The sequence below is a fragment of the Flavobacterium endophyticum genome (genome assembly GCF_003634455.1).
Classification (GTDB): Bacteria; Bacteroidota; Bacteroidia; order Flavobacteriales; family Flavobacteriaceae; genus Flavobacterium; species Flavobacterium endophyticum.
On record NZ_RBLC01000001.1, the window covers coordinates 1,407,265 to 1,424,472 of the forward strand.

General features: G+C 38.1%; 17 protein-coding genes. 13 read left to right on the forward strand and 4 right to left on the reverse strand.

Annotated features, from left to right (window positions below; all coding sequences use genetic code 11):
- Positions 1-47: 47 nt before the first annotated feature.
- Both porZ and gdhA read right to left on the reverse strand, forming a co-directional pair.
- Complete coding sequence (porZ, locus tag CLV94_RS06465) at positions 48-2,342, reverse strand: type IX secretion system anionic LPS delivery protein PorZ (protein WP_121375594.1); 2,295 nt, start codon at positions 2,340-2,342, stop codon at positions 48-50.
- Between the two features lie 132 nt (positions 2,343-2,474).
- Entirely contained in the window at positions 2,475-3,818 is a 1,344-nt protein-coding gene (gene gdhA / locus CLV94_RS06470) for an NADP-specific glutamate dehydrogenase (RefSeq protein WP_121375595.1), read from the reverse strand.
- Positions 3,819-4,077: 259 nt separating this feature from the next.
- On the opposite strand from gdhA, the gene CLV94_RS06475 reads away from it, so the two are divergent.
- A complete protein-coding gene (locus CLV94_RS06475; RefSeq protein ID WP_121375596.1) occupies positions 4,078-4,857 on the forward strand; it encodes a THC0290_0291 family protein in 780 nt (259 codons plus the stop codon).
- 50 nt (positions 4,858-4,907) lie between these two features.
- Here CLV94_RS06475 and CLV94_RS06480 read toward each other — a convergent pair whose 3' ends face one another.
- Entirely contained in the window at positions 4,908-6,053 is a 1,146-nt protein-coding gene (locus tag CLV94_RS06480) for a cystathionine gamma-synthase (RefSeq protein WP_121375597.1), read from the reverse strand.
- 94 nt (positions 6,054-6,147) lie between these two features.
- Here CLV94_RS06480 and CLV94_RS06485 point away from each other — a divergent pair, with 94 nt between their 5' ends.
- Positions 6,148-6,918, forward strand: coding sequence for a DUF3298 and DUF4163 domain-containing protein (locus CLV94_RS06485; protein WP_121375598.1), 771 nt, complete (start codon positions 6,148-6,150; stop codon positions 6,916-6,918).
- Here the strand turns inward: CLV94_RS06485 and CLV94_RS06490 are convergent, their stop codons facing one another.
- Positions 6,919-7,374, reverse strand: coding sequence for a DinB family protein (locus CLV94_RS06490; protein ID WP_121375599.1), 456 nt, complete (start codon positions 7,372-7,374; stop codon positions 6,919-6,921).
- Positions 7,375-7,445: 71 nt separating this feature from the next.
- On the opposite strand from CLV94_RS06490, the gene CLV94_RS06495 reads away from it, so the two are divergent.
- The 11 genes from CLV94_RS06495 to CLV94_RS06545 all read left to right on the forward strand — a co-directional run bounded on the left by CLV94_RS06495 (position 7,446) and on the right by CLV94_RS06545 (position 17,206).
- The gene (locus CLV94_RS06495; protein WP_121375600.1) at positions 7,446-7,799 is read left to right on the forward strand and encodes an arsenate reductase family protein; all 354 of its coding nucleotides are present in this window, start codon (positions 7,446-7,448) and stop codon (positions 7,797-7,799) included.
- Positions 7,800-8,696, forward strand: coding sequence for a DMT family transporter (locus CLV94_RS06500; protein WP_121375601.1), 897 nt, complete (start codon positions 7,800-7,802; stop codon positions 8,694-8,696).
- Positions 8,697-8,784: 88 nt separating this feature from the next.
- A complete protein-coding gene (locus tag CLV94_RS06505; RefSeq protein WP_121375602.1) occupies positions 8,785-9,642 on the forward strand; it encodes a YicC/YloC family endoribonuclease in 858 nt (285 codons plus the stop codon).
- Positions 9,643-9,737: 95 nt separating this feature from the next.
- Positions 9,738-10,313: a guanylate kinase gene (gmk, locus tag CLV94_RS06510; protein ID WP_121375603.1), complete on the forward strand. Its 576-nt coding sequence runs from the start codon at positions 9,738-9,740 to the stop codon at positions 10,311-10,313.
- A 63-nt stretch (positions 10,314-10,376) separates the two neighbouring features.
- Entirely contained in the window at positions 10,377-10,958 is a 582-nt protein-coding gene (gene nadD, locus CLV94_RS06515; protein ID WP_121375604.1) for a nicotinate (nicotinamide) nucleotide adenylyltransferase, read from the forward strand.
- A 5-nt stretch (positions 10,959-10,963) separates the two neighbouring features.
- A complete protein-coding gene (locus CLV94_RS06520; RefSeq protein WP_121375605.1) occupies positions 10,964-11,527 on the forward strand; it encodes a Crp/Fnr family transcriptional regulator in 564 nt (187 codons plus the stop codon).
- Between the two features lie 91 nt (positions 11,528-11,618).
- A complete protein-coding gene (locus CLV94_RS06525) occupies positions 11,619-12,398 on the forward strand; it encodes a type 1 glutamine amidotransferase domain-containing protein (protein WP_245982468.1) in 780 nt (259 codons plus the stop codon).
- Positions 12,399-12,463: 65 nt separating this feature from the next.
- Positions 12,464-13,624 carry an iron-containing alcohol dehydrogenase gene (locus CLV94_RS06530; RefSeq protein WP_121375606.1) on the forward strand — a complete coding sequence of 387 codons (1,161 nt, stop codon included), beginning with the start codon at positions 12,464-12,466 and terminating at the stop codon, positions 13,622-13,624.
- A gap of 328 nt (positions 13,625-13,952) precedes the next feature.
- Positions 13,953-14,948 (forward strand): NAD(P)H-dependent glycerol-3-phosphate dehydrogenase, encoded by a 996-nt coding sequence (locus CLV94_RS06535; protein ID WP_121375607.1) that lies wholly within the window; start codon positions 13,953-13,955, stop codon positions 14,946-14,948.
- 8 nt (positions 14,949-14,956) lie between these two features.
- On the forward strand, positions 14,957-15,955 hold the full coding sequence (locus CLV94_RS06540; RefSeq protein ID WP_121375608.1) for a TerC/Alx family metal homeostasis membrane protein: 999 nt from the start codon (positions 14,957-14,959) through the stop codon (positions 15,953-15,955).
- 81 nt (positions 15,956-16,036) lie between these two features.
- A complete protein-coding gene (locus CLV94_RS06545) occupies positions 16,037-17,206 on the forward strand; it encodes an ankyrin repeat domain-containing protein (RefSeq protein ID WP_121375609.1) in 1,170 nt (389 codons plus the stop codon).
- Positions 17,207-17,208 lie beyond the last annotated feature (2 nt).

Sequence of the window (17,208 nt, forward strand, 5' to 3'; positions counted from 1 at the left end):
TGGAATTATGAATTATGAAATTTCAATCGTAATTCATAATTCGTAATTTATCTTATTATCATCACTTTTTTCACCTTGGTTTCGGTACCGTCTTTGGAAGCGATAAATACCATATAAACCCCGGAAGCGACTCTGTATTTTCCGAATGCCTTGGTGTCCCATTCTATAGTTCCGCCTTCGGAAGTAGTTTCATAAACTAAGTTTCCTTCGATATCCGTAATCTTGATGTTGGCATCGTCAATCAGACCGCTGATTTTTACGGTTCCAGTAAATTCTGGCCTTACAGGATTCGGGTAAATATATACCTGCGAAAGGTCGTCATTTTCTTTTGTAGAAGTTCCTTTAAAAGAAACCAAGCCGGCTGTAGTCGCAAAAAACACTTCTCCTGTCTCGCCGTTGATATCGATATCATTAATCGAATTGCTAGGTAGCGGAGAGTTTTCTCTTGTAAATCTATGTAATGTTTCTTGTCCGTTTGGAGAAAGCAAAAACACACCAGAATCCGCTGTCCCGATCCATTTGTTGTTGGCCCCATCAACTACTATATCTGTAATGAACTGCTCGTACAAAAGTTCTTGTGGAAGTCCATCGTCAATAATTATTATCGGATTGGTTTCCAGATTGTCTTCGCTCATAAAACGATCTATACTAGGCAAAATTCGCAAGCCTTGCATGGTCCCGATCCAAAGCTGATTTCTGTTATCTACAGCTACGGCTATCGCATTTTTTATAAGCGGATTTCCGGCATCTTCATCAGAAGCTGCCAACTTGAATTTTGGCGTAACGTTTTCATTAAAACCAATAACTCCATTTATGGAAGAAACAAACCATTTTGTTCCGTTCTTATCAATCACCATGCGCCCGTAATCTTGTTCTAAAAAATTAGTGGCAAAACCGTCAATTGAAAAAGATTCCCAAGAGCCATTTGTTTTTAATACTTTCATGGCATTTTCAATCCTAGTATTATTAAACCATAAATTTCCTGACCTGTCAAAAGCTGCACCATTGATTCGGACCGATTTATAATTCGGATCTGGAGCAAAGAAAAGAGACTCTGGTCCATTTTGAGTCGTATGGTCGTAACGGGCGACAACTGCGTCATTTTCAATTTTTAAGATTCCTGAATGGAATGAGCTTATGTAGACCTGATTTTCATTAGTTGGATTTACGGTAATCCTAGAAAGCGAATTGGCTCCCAAAACTTCGCTAAAAGGTATGTTTAGCCATCCATTTTCTGAAAATTTACTGACACCATTCGTACTCAGATCGGGAACATAAAACACGTTATAACCTCCGTACACTGCCCAAAGCTTATTGGATGGCGTGGTCTGTATCGCAAATATGTTGTTTCTCGCTGGGCCGTCGGGTTTGATGACTTGGAATGTAGTCGTATTTAAGAGCGAAGCCGTAATTATGCCGTTTTCTTTAGTACCGATATAAAAATCACCACCAACAATGGTTGCGCAATTAAAAGCCGCAGTCATGTTTGGAATGCTGGTACTGACGATGTGTGCTGTCTGCGAAAAAGTCTGGTTATAGGAATAGACATGATTGACCGTTGTTACAACTAGATTATCTTGATAGGACCTGATATCAATTCCTGGTTGCACAAGACTTGTCATGGTCGTAAAAGTGCCGCCTGTATGCCGAGCGACTCTGTTTGCGCTTACCGCTACAATTTGATTATTGTGTGTTACGATTCCTGTCCAAATCCCAGCATCAAAAGTCTGCCATTGGCTAAAATCGTTAAGGTTCGGGTTCGACAAATCGGCTCTCCTGATGCCGCTTTCTGCCGTAGCTACATATATAAAGTTATTTAATACTGTTGATTGGTATACTTTGACTTCTTCTCCGGCAGGGCCAAGCAGGTAGGTATCGCCAAAACCAAGTGTTGCCAAATCGTATTGGACAAGGCCAAAATCACAAGAAATGTAAAGCTTTCCTTCGTGCTCATAAAAATGATTGATTCTTTTTCTATTCGGCGTGAGTCCGGCTTGGTCTCGAATTCCGGGAACAATTAATATGTTTCCGGTACTTTCGGTTAGAATAAGCATCAATCCATTTGCATGGCCAATGATTGTCTTGTTGAAGGCTTGGCTGTAATAAATGGCCGTGATATCTTGTCCGGAAAGTCCATCGATTGTCGTAATCGTCTTCAGCTCATTGGTCGCCAGATTTTTGGAGAACATTGTCTTTAGGGTCGAACCTGTAATTTTTGTGGTGGATTCGGCCAAATCATTTACTTCGTTATAGGAAAAATAGCCCTTCCATAACTGATTGTTCTGGGCAAAAGTGATTTGTATAAAGAAAGAAAAAAGAAAAATTAGGAAATGCTTTTTCATTATCGATTAGGAATTGCATACAAATATAATACAAACGGATTTATTTCTCTTTTCATATATTCTTATGGCTGAAATAGGCAAAAAAAATGCTCTCGAAATCGAGAGCATTTTTGAATTATCTTACAGATTGTATTATACGACTCCTTGCGCTAGCATTGCATCGGCAACTTTTACGAAACCTGCAATGTTTGCTCCTTTCACGTAATCAACATATCCTGTTCCATCAGAACCATATTTTACACATGATGTGTGGATATCAAGCATGATTCTTTTTAATCTTTCGTCAACTTCTTCAGAAGTCCAGCTTAATCTCAATGAGTTTTGAGACATTTCAAGACCTGAAGTCGCTACTCCACCAGCATTCGATGCTTTTCCTGGAGCGAAAAGAATTTTAGCGTGTTGGAAAACCTCAACAGCTTCTGGAGTTGACGGCATGTTAGCACCTTCAGCTACACAGATACATCCGTTAGCTACCAACAATTTTGCTTCTGCACCATCCAACTCGTTTTGAGTAGCACATGGCAAAGCGATGTCGCATTTCACTTCCCAAGGACGTTTTCCTGCTACATATTTTGCGTTTGGATATTTTTTCGTGTATTCGCTGATTCTTGCGTAATCTACGTTTTTGATTTGCATTACGTACGCTAGTTTTTCAGCATCAATTCCGTCAGCGTCATAAATATAACCTGCAGAATCTGATAATGTAACTACTTTACCGCCCAATTGTGTTGCTTTTTCTGCCGCATATTGCGCTACGTTTCCAGAACCAGAAATTACTACTGTTTTGCCTTCAAAGCTTTGTCCTTTTGTTTGAAGCATGCTTTGTGCGAAATATACATCGCCATACCCTGTAGCTTCAGGACGGATCAATGAACCTCCGAAAGAGATTCCTTTTCCTGTCAAAACTCCTGTAAATTCGTTTCTTAATCTTTTGTATTGGCCAAACATGTAACCTACTTCTCTTCCTCCAACGCCGATATCTCCAGCTGGAACGTCGGTATTTCCACCGATATGTTTAGACAATTCTGTCATGAACGCTTGGCAGAATTTCATGATTTCGTTGTCTGACTTTCCTTTCGGGTCAAAATCAGCACCACCTTTTCCACCGCCCATTGGCAATGTAGTCAAGCTGTTTTTGAAAGTCTGCTCGAAAGCAAGGAATTTCAAGATGCTCAAGTTTACAGAAGGATGGAAACGGATTCCTCCTTTGTATGGTCCGATAGCTGAGTTCATCTGGATTCTGTATCCACGATTTACTTGAGTATTTCCCGCATCGTCAATCCAAGTTACCCTGAACATAATTACGCGTTCTGCCTCAACCATTCTTTCCAAAAGCATCTTGTTTTGGTATTTTTTATTTTCTTCGATAAAAGGAATTACAGTTTCTGCAACTTCTTTTACAGCCTGTAAAAACTCAGGCTCATTAGGATTTCTCTTAGCAACTGCTTCAACAAAAGAGTTAATACTTTCTGTCATGATTATTAAGTTATTAACGTTTATGAAAACGTTTTCGTTTGATGGCACAAAGATACATCTTATAGAAATATTTGGAGTTTTTTTTTTGATTTCTCAATAGATTTATTTTTTTGTTAGGAAATCTTAATCAATTTTGTTTTTAGTGTGGCGTTTTTAAAGTTTTTATGATATTTTTTGAAGCAAAAAACTATTTTTCTTTTTTTTTTCTAAGTGCATGATGTTTTTATATATTTGTCTGAAATTATTTAAATATAATCAGATGCCCAGAATCTATTTTTTAATTCTAGCATTGGCTTTTGGAGGGCTAAATGCTGCTTTTGCTCAATTTGGCTTTTCGCATGAAATTGGAGTAATTGTGGGACCTGTAGCAATGCAGTCTGACTATGGCGAACGCCATGATTTAAGCACCAATGCTGGGAATACAGGTTTTGGCATCGGACTTGTCCACTATCTTAATTTTTCCTACAAGGCAGAATGTAACTGTTATACTCCGGAAACTTATTTCAACGACCATTTCAAGGTAAGAACAGAATTATCATACAGCAAAACCAATCTGCAGCATTTTGGAAAATGGGTTGAGGACAGCAGGACTTCCGTAACCGCTGAGCAATTGAGAAATATGAGAGGAAGCACTGCAATCACGAATATCGGAATGCAACTAGAATATTTTCCACTCAGCATTAGAGATTTCACGGCAACTACAGGAAGCTGGGCGCCTTTTGTAAGCCTAGGAGCCCAATTCAGCCATTACAATCCTGAAGCTTCATCTACGACAGGACCGCTGACTGTCATCAATACTCCTATAAAATACCGCGATGCTTTTACGAATGATTCTGGAACTGTATGGTCTGTCGTTAGTAGTGTTGGAACACGATATAAATTAAACGAAATGTCTGATTTGATGCTGGACTTGAGATTCCAATATTATTTTTCGGACTGGGTAGACGGACTGCGACCAAATCCAGACCGTTATTCTGAAAACAAGGCCAATGATTGGCTGATATGGCTGAATGTAGGCTATATTTATTACTTGAACTAATAGAACAAACATAAAAAAAGTCCCGATTGAATCAATCGGGACTTTTTGTTTTATTGCAATGCTTGTTTTAAATCTTCTATCAAATCATCAATGTCTTCGACACCAACGCTCAATCGAACCAAGTCGTCTGTAATTCCTATTTCTTTCCTCTTGTCTTCTGGAATTGAAGCATGCGTCATTAACGCGGGGTGGTTTGCCAATGATTCTACGCCTCCTAAAGATTCAGCGAGTGTAAATACCTGTAATTTTTCTAGGAAACTAATCGCGTCTTCTTTTTTGCCTGATTCAAAGGTGAAAGACACCATTCCTCCAAAGCCATTTTTCATTTGCTTTTTAGCAATTTCATGAAACGGATGCGATTCTAATCCTGGATAATAAACCGTTTTTACTTTTGGATGATTATTCAGGAATTCTGTAACCTTTGCTCCATTTTCGCAATGTCTCTGAACTCTTAAATGCAACGTCTTGATTCCTCTCAATACCAAGAAAGAATCTTGTGGGCCAAGCGTTGCTCCTGTCGCAAATTGTTGGAAATGCAATTGCTCTCCTAAAGCTTCGTCTTTTACAATCAAGGCTCCGGCAATAACATCGGAATGTCCGCCCAAGTATTTTGTAGCAGAATGCATGACAATATCCGCTCCCAAATCCAATGGTTTTTGCAAGTAAGGCGTTGCAAAAGTATTATCGACAGCAAAAAGCAATTTTTTCTCTTTTGTAATCTTGGCAATCGCTTCGATATCTGCCAATTTCATCAACGGGTTCGTAGGTGTTTCCACCCATACCAATTTGGTATTTTCGTTAATCAGCGACTTGAATTTCTCCAGATCGTTCATATCTACAAAATGGAACTTGATACCAGAATCTTTATAAATTCTAGTAAACATTCTGTAAGTTCCGCCGTACAAATCATCCATTGCAATCACTTCGTCACCTGCCTTGAAAGATCTCAAAACGCAGTCTGTAGCCGCCAATCCAGATGAAAAAGCCAGTCCTTTTGTTCCGTTTTCAATACTAGCCAAAGCATTTTCTAAGGCTGTACGTGTCGGGTTTGAAGCTCTACTGTATTCATAATCTCCAATAGGCTGCCCTGGGCTTGACTGAACGAAAGTTGAAGTTTGATAAACAGGAGGCATGACGGCTCCCGTACTCGGGTCGTGATGCTGTCCTCCGTGGATCACTTTAGTGTTAAATTTCATATAAATGATTATTTAAGTATCAATATTTTGGACAAATTTACCTTTTAATTTTGTTCTAAAAACGCTATATTTATAAATAATTAACAAAGCTGTCATGAAACGTATCGTATTATTCCTCGCACTATCGCTCGCTTTTGCAAGCTGTCAAAAAGACAAGAAAGATGGATCTGAATTGAAAGCAGTTGATTTCCAATCGAAAACTTTCGAAAAGAAGACAACATTGCCTTGCAAGGGAGATATCTGTGCCGAAGTAAAAATTACGGTTCCGGAAGCTTCTAACATTCCTGTAGTGGCCGACAGCATCAATAAGAAAATTTTCACTACGGTTCGCGGCATCGTTTATTTTGGCGAAAAGCCTTATAACGGAAAAACCTATGAAGAAATCATGGCGTCGTTTATCAATTCTTATGAAGAACTGAAGAAAGAATTTCCAGACGAAACTTTAGGGTGGGAAGCAAAAGTAGATGCAAAAGTGGATTATACTTCTGACAAAGTCTTGAATATAAAATTGCACCATTATACGTATACTGGCGGTGCCCATGGCTACGAAGGAAACCGTTCCTTGCTCTTTAATCCTGAAACGGGAAAAGAGCTGACACGAAAAGATTTCCTGAAAGACGAAGCTGGCTTTAAATCTTTTGCTGAAAAAGAATTCCGAAAAAAATATAAAATTCCAGCCGGGCCTATCAACGCTACAGGGCTCATGTTTGAAAACGAAGTTTTTGACCTGCCACAAACTATCTTCTTTACTAAAAATGGACTGTTACTGCATTATAACACCTATGAAGTTGCTTCGTATGCGGATGGCCCGAAAGAATTATTGCTGCCTTACGACCAATTGACCAATTATTTGTTGATCAAATAATTACAAAAACTTCTTGATTGACATCATCATGCCCAAGTGCATTGCTTCATGGTAATAATTATAGGCAATGGCTCCTTCTGCGTTTCGAATCGTAAATCCTTGGTTGTTCGTAAACTGATGGTAGTTTTTAAAAATCTGATTCTCGAAATCGGTTTTGGTCTGGTTGATGGTTTCAAAAAGCAATTCCTTAATTTCATCGACTTCTTTTTGCGTAAGATCTGATTCTGGCCTGGTTCCTTTTTGGTATTTCGAAATCATCTCATCCGAAACCATTGTCGGAAGCCCTGATAATTTATACACCAATAATTGCTGTACGACAATAATATGGGCTATATTCCAAATTAAGTTATTATTGAAACCATCCGGAACCTTGTTTAGTTGTTCCAAAGAATAATTTTGCAGGTAGTTTTCGAGAACCTTTCTGCTTTGTGTTGTAATATCAAATGCTTCGTGCATGTTTTTTTTGATAAAAATACATCTTTTTCGCCATAAATAAATTTTCTTTGCGTTACTTAAATTTCACAAAGATGAACAACAAAATATATTATTTAGCCTCTTGCGATACATGTCGAAAAATCATAAAGTCGCTTCCGAATACTGACAAATTGGAATTTCACGATATCCGTCAAAATCCGATTACAGTAGCAGAACTGGATGAAATGTATAAACTTTCAGGAAGCTATGAAGCGCTATTCAGCAAAAAAGCGCAGCTTTATAAATCTTTGGACTTGAAAAACAAAAACCTAAAAGAGCTAGATTTCAAAAAATATCTTTTGGAGCATTATACTTTCTTAAGCCGTCCTGTTTTTATTATCGACGGAAAAATCTACATCGGCAACAGCCAAAAGAACATTCTTGAAGTAGCCAAAGCGCTTTCTTAAATGTCTACACGAAATTGGGCCCTGCTCGGTGCCTTGATGGTTTCCATCATCTATGGAGTGACGTTTACGATTGCCAAAGACGTAATGCCGGAATTTGTAAAGCCTTTCGGATTTATTGTCTTGCGAGTTGGCGGTTCCGCCCTTTTGTTTTGGCTGATCGCGCTTTTTATTAAAGCAGAAAAAATTGCGCTGAATGATTTTCCGAGGATTATTGCTTCCGCTTTCTTTGGCGTGGCCCTTAATATGCTTACCTTTTTTGAAGGATTGAGTCTTACTTCACCTATTATGGCTTCTGTAATCATGGTTACGACGCCTATGATTGTCTTGGTATTGTCTGCCATTATCATGAAGGAAAAAATCCTCAAATGGAAGGCTTTTGGAATCGTATTAGGATTAGCCGGAACCGTCTTGCTAATTCTATATGGAAAAAGCATCGGCAATGCCTCGAATGCCATGTGGGGAAACTTTTTGGTTTTTGTGAATGCCGTTTCCTATGGCTTTTACCTGATTATTGTCAAACAGCTGATGGAAAAATACAATGCCTTTTCCTTCGTCAAATGGATCTATTTGTTTGGATTTATCATGGTATTACCTTTCGGATGGAAGCAGGTGCAGGAAATACAATGGGAGATTATTCCAACGTCTATTTATGCCAAAATACTATTTGTCGTAGTAATTTCAACATTCCTTACCTACCTGTTGAATCTTTTGTCTATGAAAGAACTAAAGCCTACTATTGTTGCCGTTTTTATCTACCTTCAGCCCTTTTTTGCAACTGTATTCGCTATCGGTTTGGGAAAAGACGAATTGAGCTTCGTAAAAATCATTTCGGCTACTATGATCTTTTTAGGAGTCTATTTGGTCACGCAAAAGAAAAAACAGCTCTCAAGCAGTTGATTCCTGCTGTTTTGCCTATAATCTAATTTGTCTCGCCTGAAAACGACTCAATACTTTTTATTACATTTGTAGCTATTTAAATTTGAATATGATACAATCAATGACTGGTTTCGGCAAAGCAACCTTGCAATTGCCTAACAAAAAAATTACCGTTGAAATTAAATCCCTAAACAGTAAAGGTTTGGATTTAAATGTGAGAACGCCTTACGTTTATCGCGAAATGGAATTGGGACTTCGAAATCAGATTGCTCAGAAATTAGAAAGAGGAAAGATCGATTTTTCTTTATTTATAGAAATTACAGGCGAAGAAACTTCGTCAAAAATCAACGTGCCTATCGTAAAAGCCTATATCAATCAGCTGAAACTAGTGGTTGACGGCGACGAAACGGAATTGCTGAAAATGGCTGTCAGAATGCCTGATGCCTTAAAAACAGAACGCGAAGAGCTGGATGAAAACGAATGGAAAGTTATTCAAGGCGTAATCGACCAAGGATTGGAAAATATCCAAGAATTCAGAAACTCTGAAGGCGTAGCTCTTGAAAAAGAATTCCTTTTAAGAATTGGCAACATACTCGCTCTCATGAATGAAACAGTAGCGCTAGACGGCGAACGAATTGAAACGGTTAAAAACCGTTTGAAAACCGCCATCGAAGAACTCAATGTCAATGTAGACGAAAATCGTTTTGAGCAGGAATTGATTTTCTATCTTGAAAAATACGATATTACCGAAGAAAAAGTACGCTTGGAAAACCACTTGAATTATTTTATAGAAACGCTGGCGGGTAACGAAGCTAATGGTAGAAAACTAGGATTCATCACTCAAGAAATTGGAAGAGAAATCAACACGATGGGTTCCAAATCGAACCATGCGCAGATGCAAAAACTTGTAGTCCAGATGAAAGACGAGCTGGAAAAAATCAAAGAACAGGTACTAAACGTTCTGTAGAACGCTTTTGGCCGCAAGCTTTAGGCTTTAGCAAAAAAACAATAAACAATCCACTTAGCTTAAGGCATATAGCGTTAAGCTTAAAGCATAAAACAATGAATAACGGCAAATTAATAGTTTTTTCGGCTCCTTCCGGCTCAGGAAAAACTACGATAGTGAGATATCTTTTGGAACAAAAAGAACTGCATTTAGACTTTTCTATTTCTGCAACTTCGCGCGAAAAAAGAGGAGAAGAAATTGACGGCAGGGATTATTACTTTTTATCTGCATCCGAATTCCAAAAGAAAATTGAAGAAGATGCTTTTGTAGAATATGAAGAAGTCTACAAAAACAATTATTATGGAACGCTGAAAAGCGAGCTGGAAAGAATCTGGGCCGAAGGCAAGCACGTAATTTTCGACATTGACGTGATTGGCGGCTTGAACATAAAAAAGCAATATCCAAAACAAACGTTGGCCGTTTTTGTTAGCCCGCCTTCTGTTGAAGAACTAGAAAGAAGACTACGTTTCCGTCAGACAGAAACGGATGAAAAGATACAGATGCGCCTCGCAAAAGCAGAAAAAGAAATCGCAAAAGCAAATGAATTCGATGTCATCTTAAAGAATTACGATTTGGAAATTGCAAAAAATGATGCTTATAAATTGGTTTACGATTATTTGAAAATGATTTAATAAGGTGTTGAGTTGCTAAGGTTCCAAGAGCCTTAGCAACTCAGAACTTTAGTCCCTTAAAAAATGAAAGTAGGATTATATTTCGGAACATTCAACCCCATCCATGTCGGCCACCTCATCATTGCCAACCACATGGCCGAGTTTTCAGATTTGGATCAAGTCTGGATGGTCGTAACGCCGCACAATCCTTTAAAAAAGAAAAGCACGCTATTAGAAGACCACCATCGCCTGGAAATGGTTTTTCTGGCAACAGAAGAGTATCCAAAATTAAAACCTTCTGACATCGAATTTAAATTGCCGCAGCCTAATTATACAGTAACTACTTTAGCTTATCTCCAAGAGAAATTTCCAAATCATGAGTTTTCATTAATTATGGGCGAAGACAACCTAAATTCGTTTCACAAATGGAAAAACTACGATGTTATTCTCGAAAATCATGAAATTTATGTCTATCCGAGGATTTCAACGGAAATCATAAGCTCTGAATTTGTAAACCATCCGAAGATTCATATTATTGATGCGCCGATTGTTGAGATTTCTTCGACTAAAATCAGAGAAAGCATCAAAAACGGCAAGAATGCGAAACCGCTATTGCCCGAAAAAGTGTGGGATTATATTGACCATAATTTGTTTTATAAGAAGTAATCGGAATGAGCCAAATGTTACGACAGCAAATCGAAAAAATCACGCCACTTACTGATGGCGAATTCGACTATATACTGTCGCATTTTACTCCAAAAAAATATAAAAAGCACCAATTTTTGATTCAAGAAGGTGAAGATGTGCCAAATGATTTTTTTGTCATAAAAGGCTGTCTTAAAGCTTATCATGTGAGCCAGGACGGAAAGGAACACATCTTGCAATTTGCGCTTCCAGATTGGTGGATCTGCGATTTTAATGCCTACTTCAACCAGACAAAAGCTACCTTAAACATCGATTGTATTGAAGATACCGAAGTGCTCTGCCTTTCCTTATACAATCGTGAAAAACTCTGTTCCGAAATGCACAAGATCGAGCACTTCTTTCGCAGAAAGTCAAACTTCGGCTATATTGCCTTACAGCAAAGAATCTTGTCGATGCTGAATAACAATCCGCAGGAACGCTACGAAAAATTATTACAGCTCTACCCTACTTTATTTCAAAAAGTCCCTAAAAAACTGATTGCGTCCTATCTTGGCGTTTCGCGTGAAACGTTGAGCCGTTTCAGCACCTAAGTGACAATTATCACCTCAAATCTGTGACTTTTTCCCTTTCTTAGAGAGTCATTTCTTCGGAATTTTGTATCTTAATTATAAAAAAGTCATTATGAAAAAAATAATCACTTCGAGCTTGATGGCTATAGCATTTTTTGCCCTTGCCTTACATCCTGTTCTAGGAAACGCACAAACTAAAAAATCAAAAAAGATGGAAAAGAAAATCTTATTTGTGGTTTCGAGCCACGACAAAAAAGGAAGCACTGGCGAACATACCGGTTATTATTTAGGAGAAGTTACCCATGCCTGGGAAGTATTAAAAGACCATTATACGATTGATTTCGTGAGTCCAAAGGGCGGAACACCTCCCGTAGATGGTTTTGATTTGAACGATCCGATCAATAAGAAATTTTGGGATGATGCTGTTTATCACAACAAAATCAACCATTCGATGAAACCATCTGAAGTCAATCCAAAAGACTATGTGGCTATCTACTATGCCGGAGGCCATGGCGCAATGTGGGATTTTGCTGATAATACCGAAATTGCCAAAATCACTACTGCTATCTATGAAAACAATGGCATTGTTGGAGCCGTTTGTCACGGTCCTGCTGGATTGGTAAATATCAAATTGAGCAATGGCAAGTATTTGGTTGATGGCAAAAAGGTAAATGCTTTTACTAATGAAGAAGAAGTGGCAGTCAAACTGGAAAAAGTAGTTCCCTTTGCCCTAGAAACAAAATTGATTGAGCGTGGTGCCAAATTCGAAAAATCAGGCTTATGGCAACCGCATGTTACTATCGATGAACGATTGGTTACAGGGCAAAATCCACAGTCTGCAAAAGGTGTCGGAGAAGCCATTTTAAAAGAATTGGAATTATTGAAAAAGTAATTGTTAACACTCTTTTACGACATCCCAAATTACACGTTTCGTAATTTTACATAAAATTTAAAACTATGCTGAATTTCGAATTATACAATCCTACCAATCTAGTTTTTGGCAAAGGACAAATTGCAAAAATCTCTGACTTGCTACCCAAAGAAGCTAAAGTATTAATTACGTATGGCGGCGGTAGCATTTTCAAAAATCGCGTCTACGATCAAGTCCGTAAAGCACTGCATGGCTTTGACGTAACGGAATTTGGTGGCATTGAACCAAATCCTCGTTATGAAACGTTGATGAAAGCAGTGGAAATTATCCGTGAAAAGAAATTGGATTTTATTCTAGCTGTAGGCGGCGGTTCTGTAATTGACGGAACAAAATTCATATCGGCCGCTGTACAATTTGAAGGAAATCCGATGGATATCCTTCACAAAGGAATTCGAATCTTAGACAATGCCATTCCTTTCGGAACTGTTTTAACGCTTCCAGCTACGGCAAGCGAGATGAACTCTGGCGCTGTAATCACGATTAACGAAACACAGGAAAAATTGTCTTTTGGTGGCCCTGCCCTATTTCCAAAATTTTCAATCTGCGATCCAGAAGTAGTTGCTTCATTACCAAAAAGACAAATCCAGAATGGTGTGGTCGATGCTTTTACGCACGTTTTTGAACAGTATCTTACATACCCGCACGATGCTTTATTACAAGACCGAATTTCTGAAGGAATCTTACAGACACTAACTGAAATTGGCCCAAAAGTGGTTGAAAATCCGACAGATTATAAACTAGCTTCTAATTATATGTGGTGCTGTACAATGGCATTAAACGGACTCATCCAAAAAGGAGTTCCTACCGATTGGGCCACGCACATGATCGGCCATGAACTGACCGCTTTGTTTGAAATCGACCATGCCAGAACTTTAGCGATTATTGGTCCAAATTTATATCGCGTGATGTTTGAGACTAAAAAGGAAAAGCTAGCACAATATGGAAAACGCGTTTGGAATATAACCGATGCAAGCGTTGAAGAAATGGCAACAGAAGCTATAGAAAAAACAGTTGATTTCTTCCATACCATGGGAATGCAGACCAAACTTTCAGAATACACACAAGATTATGAAAACACTGCCGATTTTGTAGTAAAACGTTTTGATGAAAGAGGTTGGAAGGCGCTCGGCGAAAAGAAAAACATTACGCTTGAAAAGGTAAAAATTATTGTAGAGCTAAGCTACTAGTCATCTAAAATCAAAAGCATTTATTAAGTCAAAAGGCACTCCTGAAAGTAATTTTCAAGAGTGCCTTTTTCAAAACACCAAAAACAAATCTTAACTAACTCAAATAATACGAGAGTGTATCATTTGTAACGTATATTGTAATCTAACCAACTCATATCAATAACGACAGTAGAAGGCTTGCATTGTATTGACAATCATAATTTTAAGTTAAATTTATACTGTTGCTCATTTTATGACGAAGCTTTCTGACAAAAAAGGCAATACTGCTACTGAATTAATTTCCTATTATCACTAATTTGAGTATTTTTGGGCAAACAAACGAAACAAAATGAGTGAACATCCAAAATTTGCCGTGATTGGCGGTGGAAGCTGGGCAACAGCAATTGCAAAAATGCTTTGCGTCAATCTTGATGAGATTGCATGGTATATGAGAAACGAGAGTGCGATCGAGCATATCAAGGAATTCAAGCACAATCCGAATTACTTGAGTTCTGTTGAATTCGACATAAAAAAACTAAAGCTTACCAGCAACATAAACGAAGCTGTAAAGTACGCCGACTATATCATTTTTGCTATTCCATCTGCATTCTTGAGTGGCGAATTGGACCATCTCACTGAAAGCTTAGACGGAAAAATTATTTATTCTGCAATCAAAGGTATCGTCCCAGAAACTAGCCTGATTGTAGGAGAACATTTCCATGAAAAATATGATATCCCTTATGATAATATCGGCGTCATCACTGGACCTTGCCACGCTGAAGAGGTTGCGATGGAGCGCCTTTCGTATCTGACAATTGCCTGCGGAGATTCTGACAAAGCTAAAATAATGGCTAAAAACCTGAGCGGCAATTATATCAAGACCAAAATTTCTGATGATATTATCGGGACAGAATATGCCGCGATGTTAAAAAATATTTATGCCATAGCGGCCGGAATGGCGCATGGCTTAGGATATGGCGACAACTTCCAAGCACTGTTAATGAGCAATGCCATACGCGAGATGAAAAAATTCATCCGAAAAGTCCACAAGATGAAACGAAACATCAACGATTCGGCTTATCTTGGTGACTTATTAGTTACCGGGTATTCTATATTTTCTAGAAATAGGATGTTCGGAAATATGATCGGAAAAGGCTATACCGTAAAATCTGCCATGATGGAAATGAGCATGGTTGCCGAAGGATATTATGCAACAAATAGCGCTTACAAACTCAATGAGGAATTCGGCGCGAAGACTCCTATCATTAATGCAGTCTACAGTATTTTATACGAAGGAAAAGAACCGAAAAAGGTATTCAAAAAACTGACCGAAAAACTTAATTAATCGAGACCATGCAAAATAATCATGTCGACCATCTGATCAACCATCCTGGAATCCTGGCAGGATTTTCAATCCTGATTATCATTATGTTGTTGCTAGACTTAGGTGTCTTCAACAAAAACAGCCATGTCGTTTCTAACAAAGAAGCGGCTACTTGGTCGATTGTATGGATTTCGCTTGCGATGGCTTTTAGCGGCGTGATTTATTATTTGATGGGAATGGAGCAGTTTACTCAGTTCCAATCGGCTTATTGGATAGAAAAAGCGCTTTCTGTAGACAATCTCTTCGTTTTTATTTTGGTCTTCGGCTTCTTTAATGTGCCAAAGCATTTGCATCATAAAGTTTTATTTTGGGGAATTATAGGAGCCTTGGTATTCCGAGCCATTTTTATATTCTCTGGAGTAGAGTTGATCAACATGACCTATCTTCCTGAAATGCAACTTTTTGGAAAGATGGTCAGCATCAATGTCATCTTATCCATTTTTGGGTTCTTCTTGATTTTTGCCGGATTCAAATCTTGGTTTTCAAAAGAAGATGATGATGAGAACAAAGATTTCACAAAAAGCCCAGGCGCCAAATTGGTACATCGTTTCTTCAAAGTATCAGAAAATTATGATGGCGACAAGTTTTTTACAATAAAAAATGGTGTGAAGATGGCGACACCACTTTTGGTTGTCGTTGCTGTTATCGAATTTACCGATTTGATTTTTGCCGTCGACTCCATCCCAGCTATTTTCGCTATCGCTCCAAATGACCCATTCATTCTCTATACTTCTAATATTTTTGCAATTTTAGGACTAAGAGCCTTATATTTTCTACTGGCCAATTTTATGTACATGTTCAGCAGGCTAAAATACGGACTGGCAGTTATCCTTGCTTTTATCGGCGTAAAAATGCTTATCCAGCCTTTTTATCACATCTCTTCACCAGCCTCGCTGACAGTTGTAGGAAGCGTCTTGATCTTATCTGTAATGGCTTCTTTGGCCTTTCCAGTAAAAGAAGAAAAATAGTCAATTTGTGAAAATAAAGTGAAAGTCTACGGATTGTGTTATTATTTTTTGTAACTATGAAGAATAATAACCATTCAATCTATGTTAGAACAACTTTTAGCCTCAGGAAAATATTCTGAAGTTTTGGACCATCTCGCGAATGGAGAAAAACTTCCCACCACTCTAAACGAATACAATAAGTCGAATATCTTCGATCGACTATTTCAAGAAAAACAATTCGAAATTATCCGGCTTTTTTTAGAAAACAAAGTCATTGAAACCGATGTTTATGAATTCGACAGCTTTGATAAAAGTATTTTTCAAAGCGTCACAAGAGGTTTGCAGAAAGACGAGGATTCGATTGCTTTTTTTAGAAAATTTATCTCAAACTTTGAAAATATAAATGATGAGGTCGCCGCAAAAACATTACTTGGATATTTCTTCGAAAGAGGTGCCAGTATCGAAAGCATCAAGGTATTAGTTGAAGCAGGATGCAATGTAAATTTTAAAAATAATGCCGAAGAAAGCTTCCTCCATCAAGTCATAAAGACGAACCTGATGAAACCTCAGCTTTCTTTGTCCTACCTCGAATATCTAATTGAAGAAGGCTTGGATGTGAATGCGCAAGATATCGTTAAAAAAACGCCATTAATCACGGCTATAGAATTCAATAGGAATGACTATCTCGACCTTCTTCTCCAAAATGGTGCAAATCCAAATGATGTAGATAAAAACGGAAATTCTGCTTTTTTCTATGCTGTTGCTCATAAACTAGATGTAAGATTGTACGATCAGCTTCGCAATTTCGACACACCTCAATTTGATATGCTTAACAAAGACCAAGTGGCGTTATTGTTTGAATACGTTAGGATGATGTATGATACTTCTGAAAGAAGCCTGGAGCTATTGCGGAAGCTAATTGAAGATGGTGCCGATATATATCAGACTAGCCTCTATTATAGCCAAGACACCACCCCAATTGATTTAATTGCCGAAAAGAAGGTAGAAGTGCTTCAAACTATTTTGGATACTGGAGCAATCGATATCAATCGCCAAGACGATAGTGGCAATACCCTTTTGCATAAAATCTGCGCCTATAACGTCAATTACGAGGCTGAAAAAGCAAAGGACACTTACAGAAAAGCAAAACTCTTGATTGAAAACGGAGCCGATATTTCCATCACAAACAATCAAGACCAAACTGCGCTTCATCTGGCATCTGATGATAATTTGAAAATAAAAACCGTAGAGTTGCTGATGAAGCAGTCTTAATC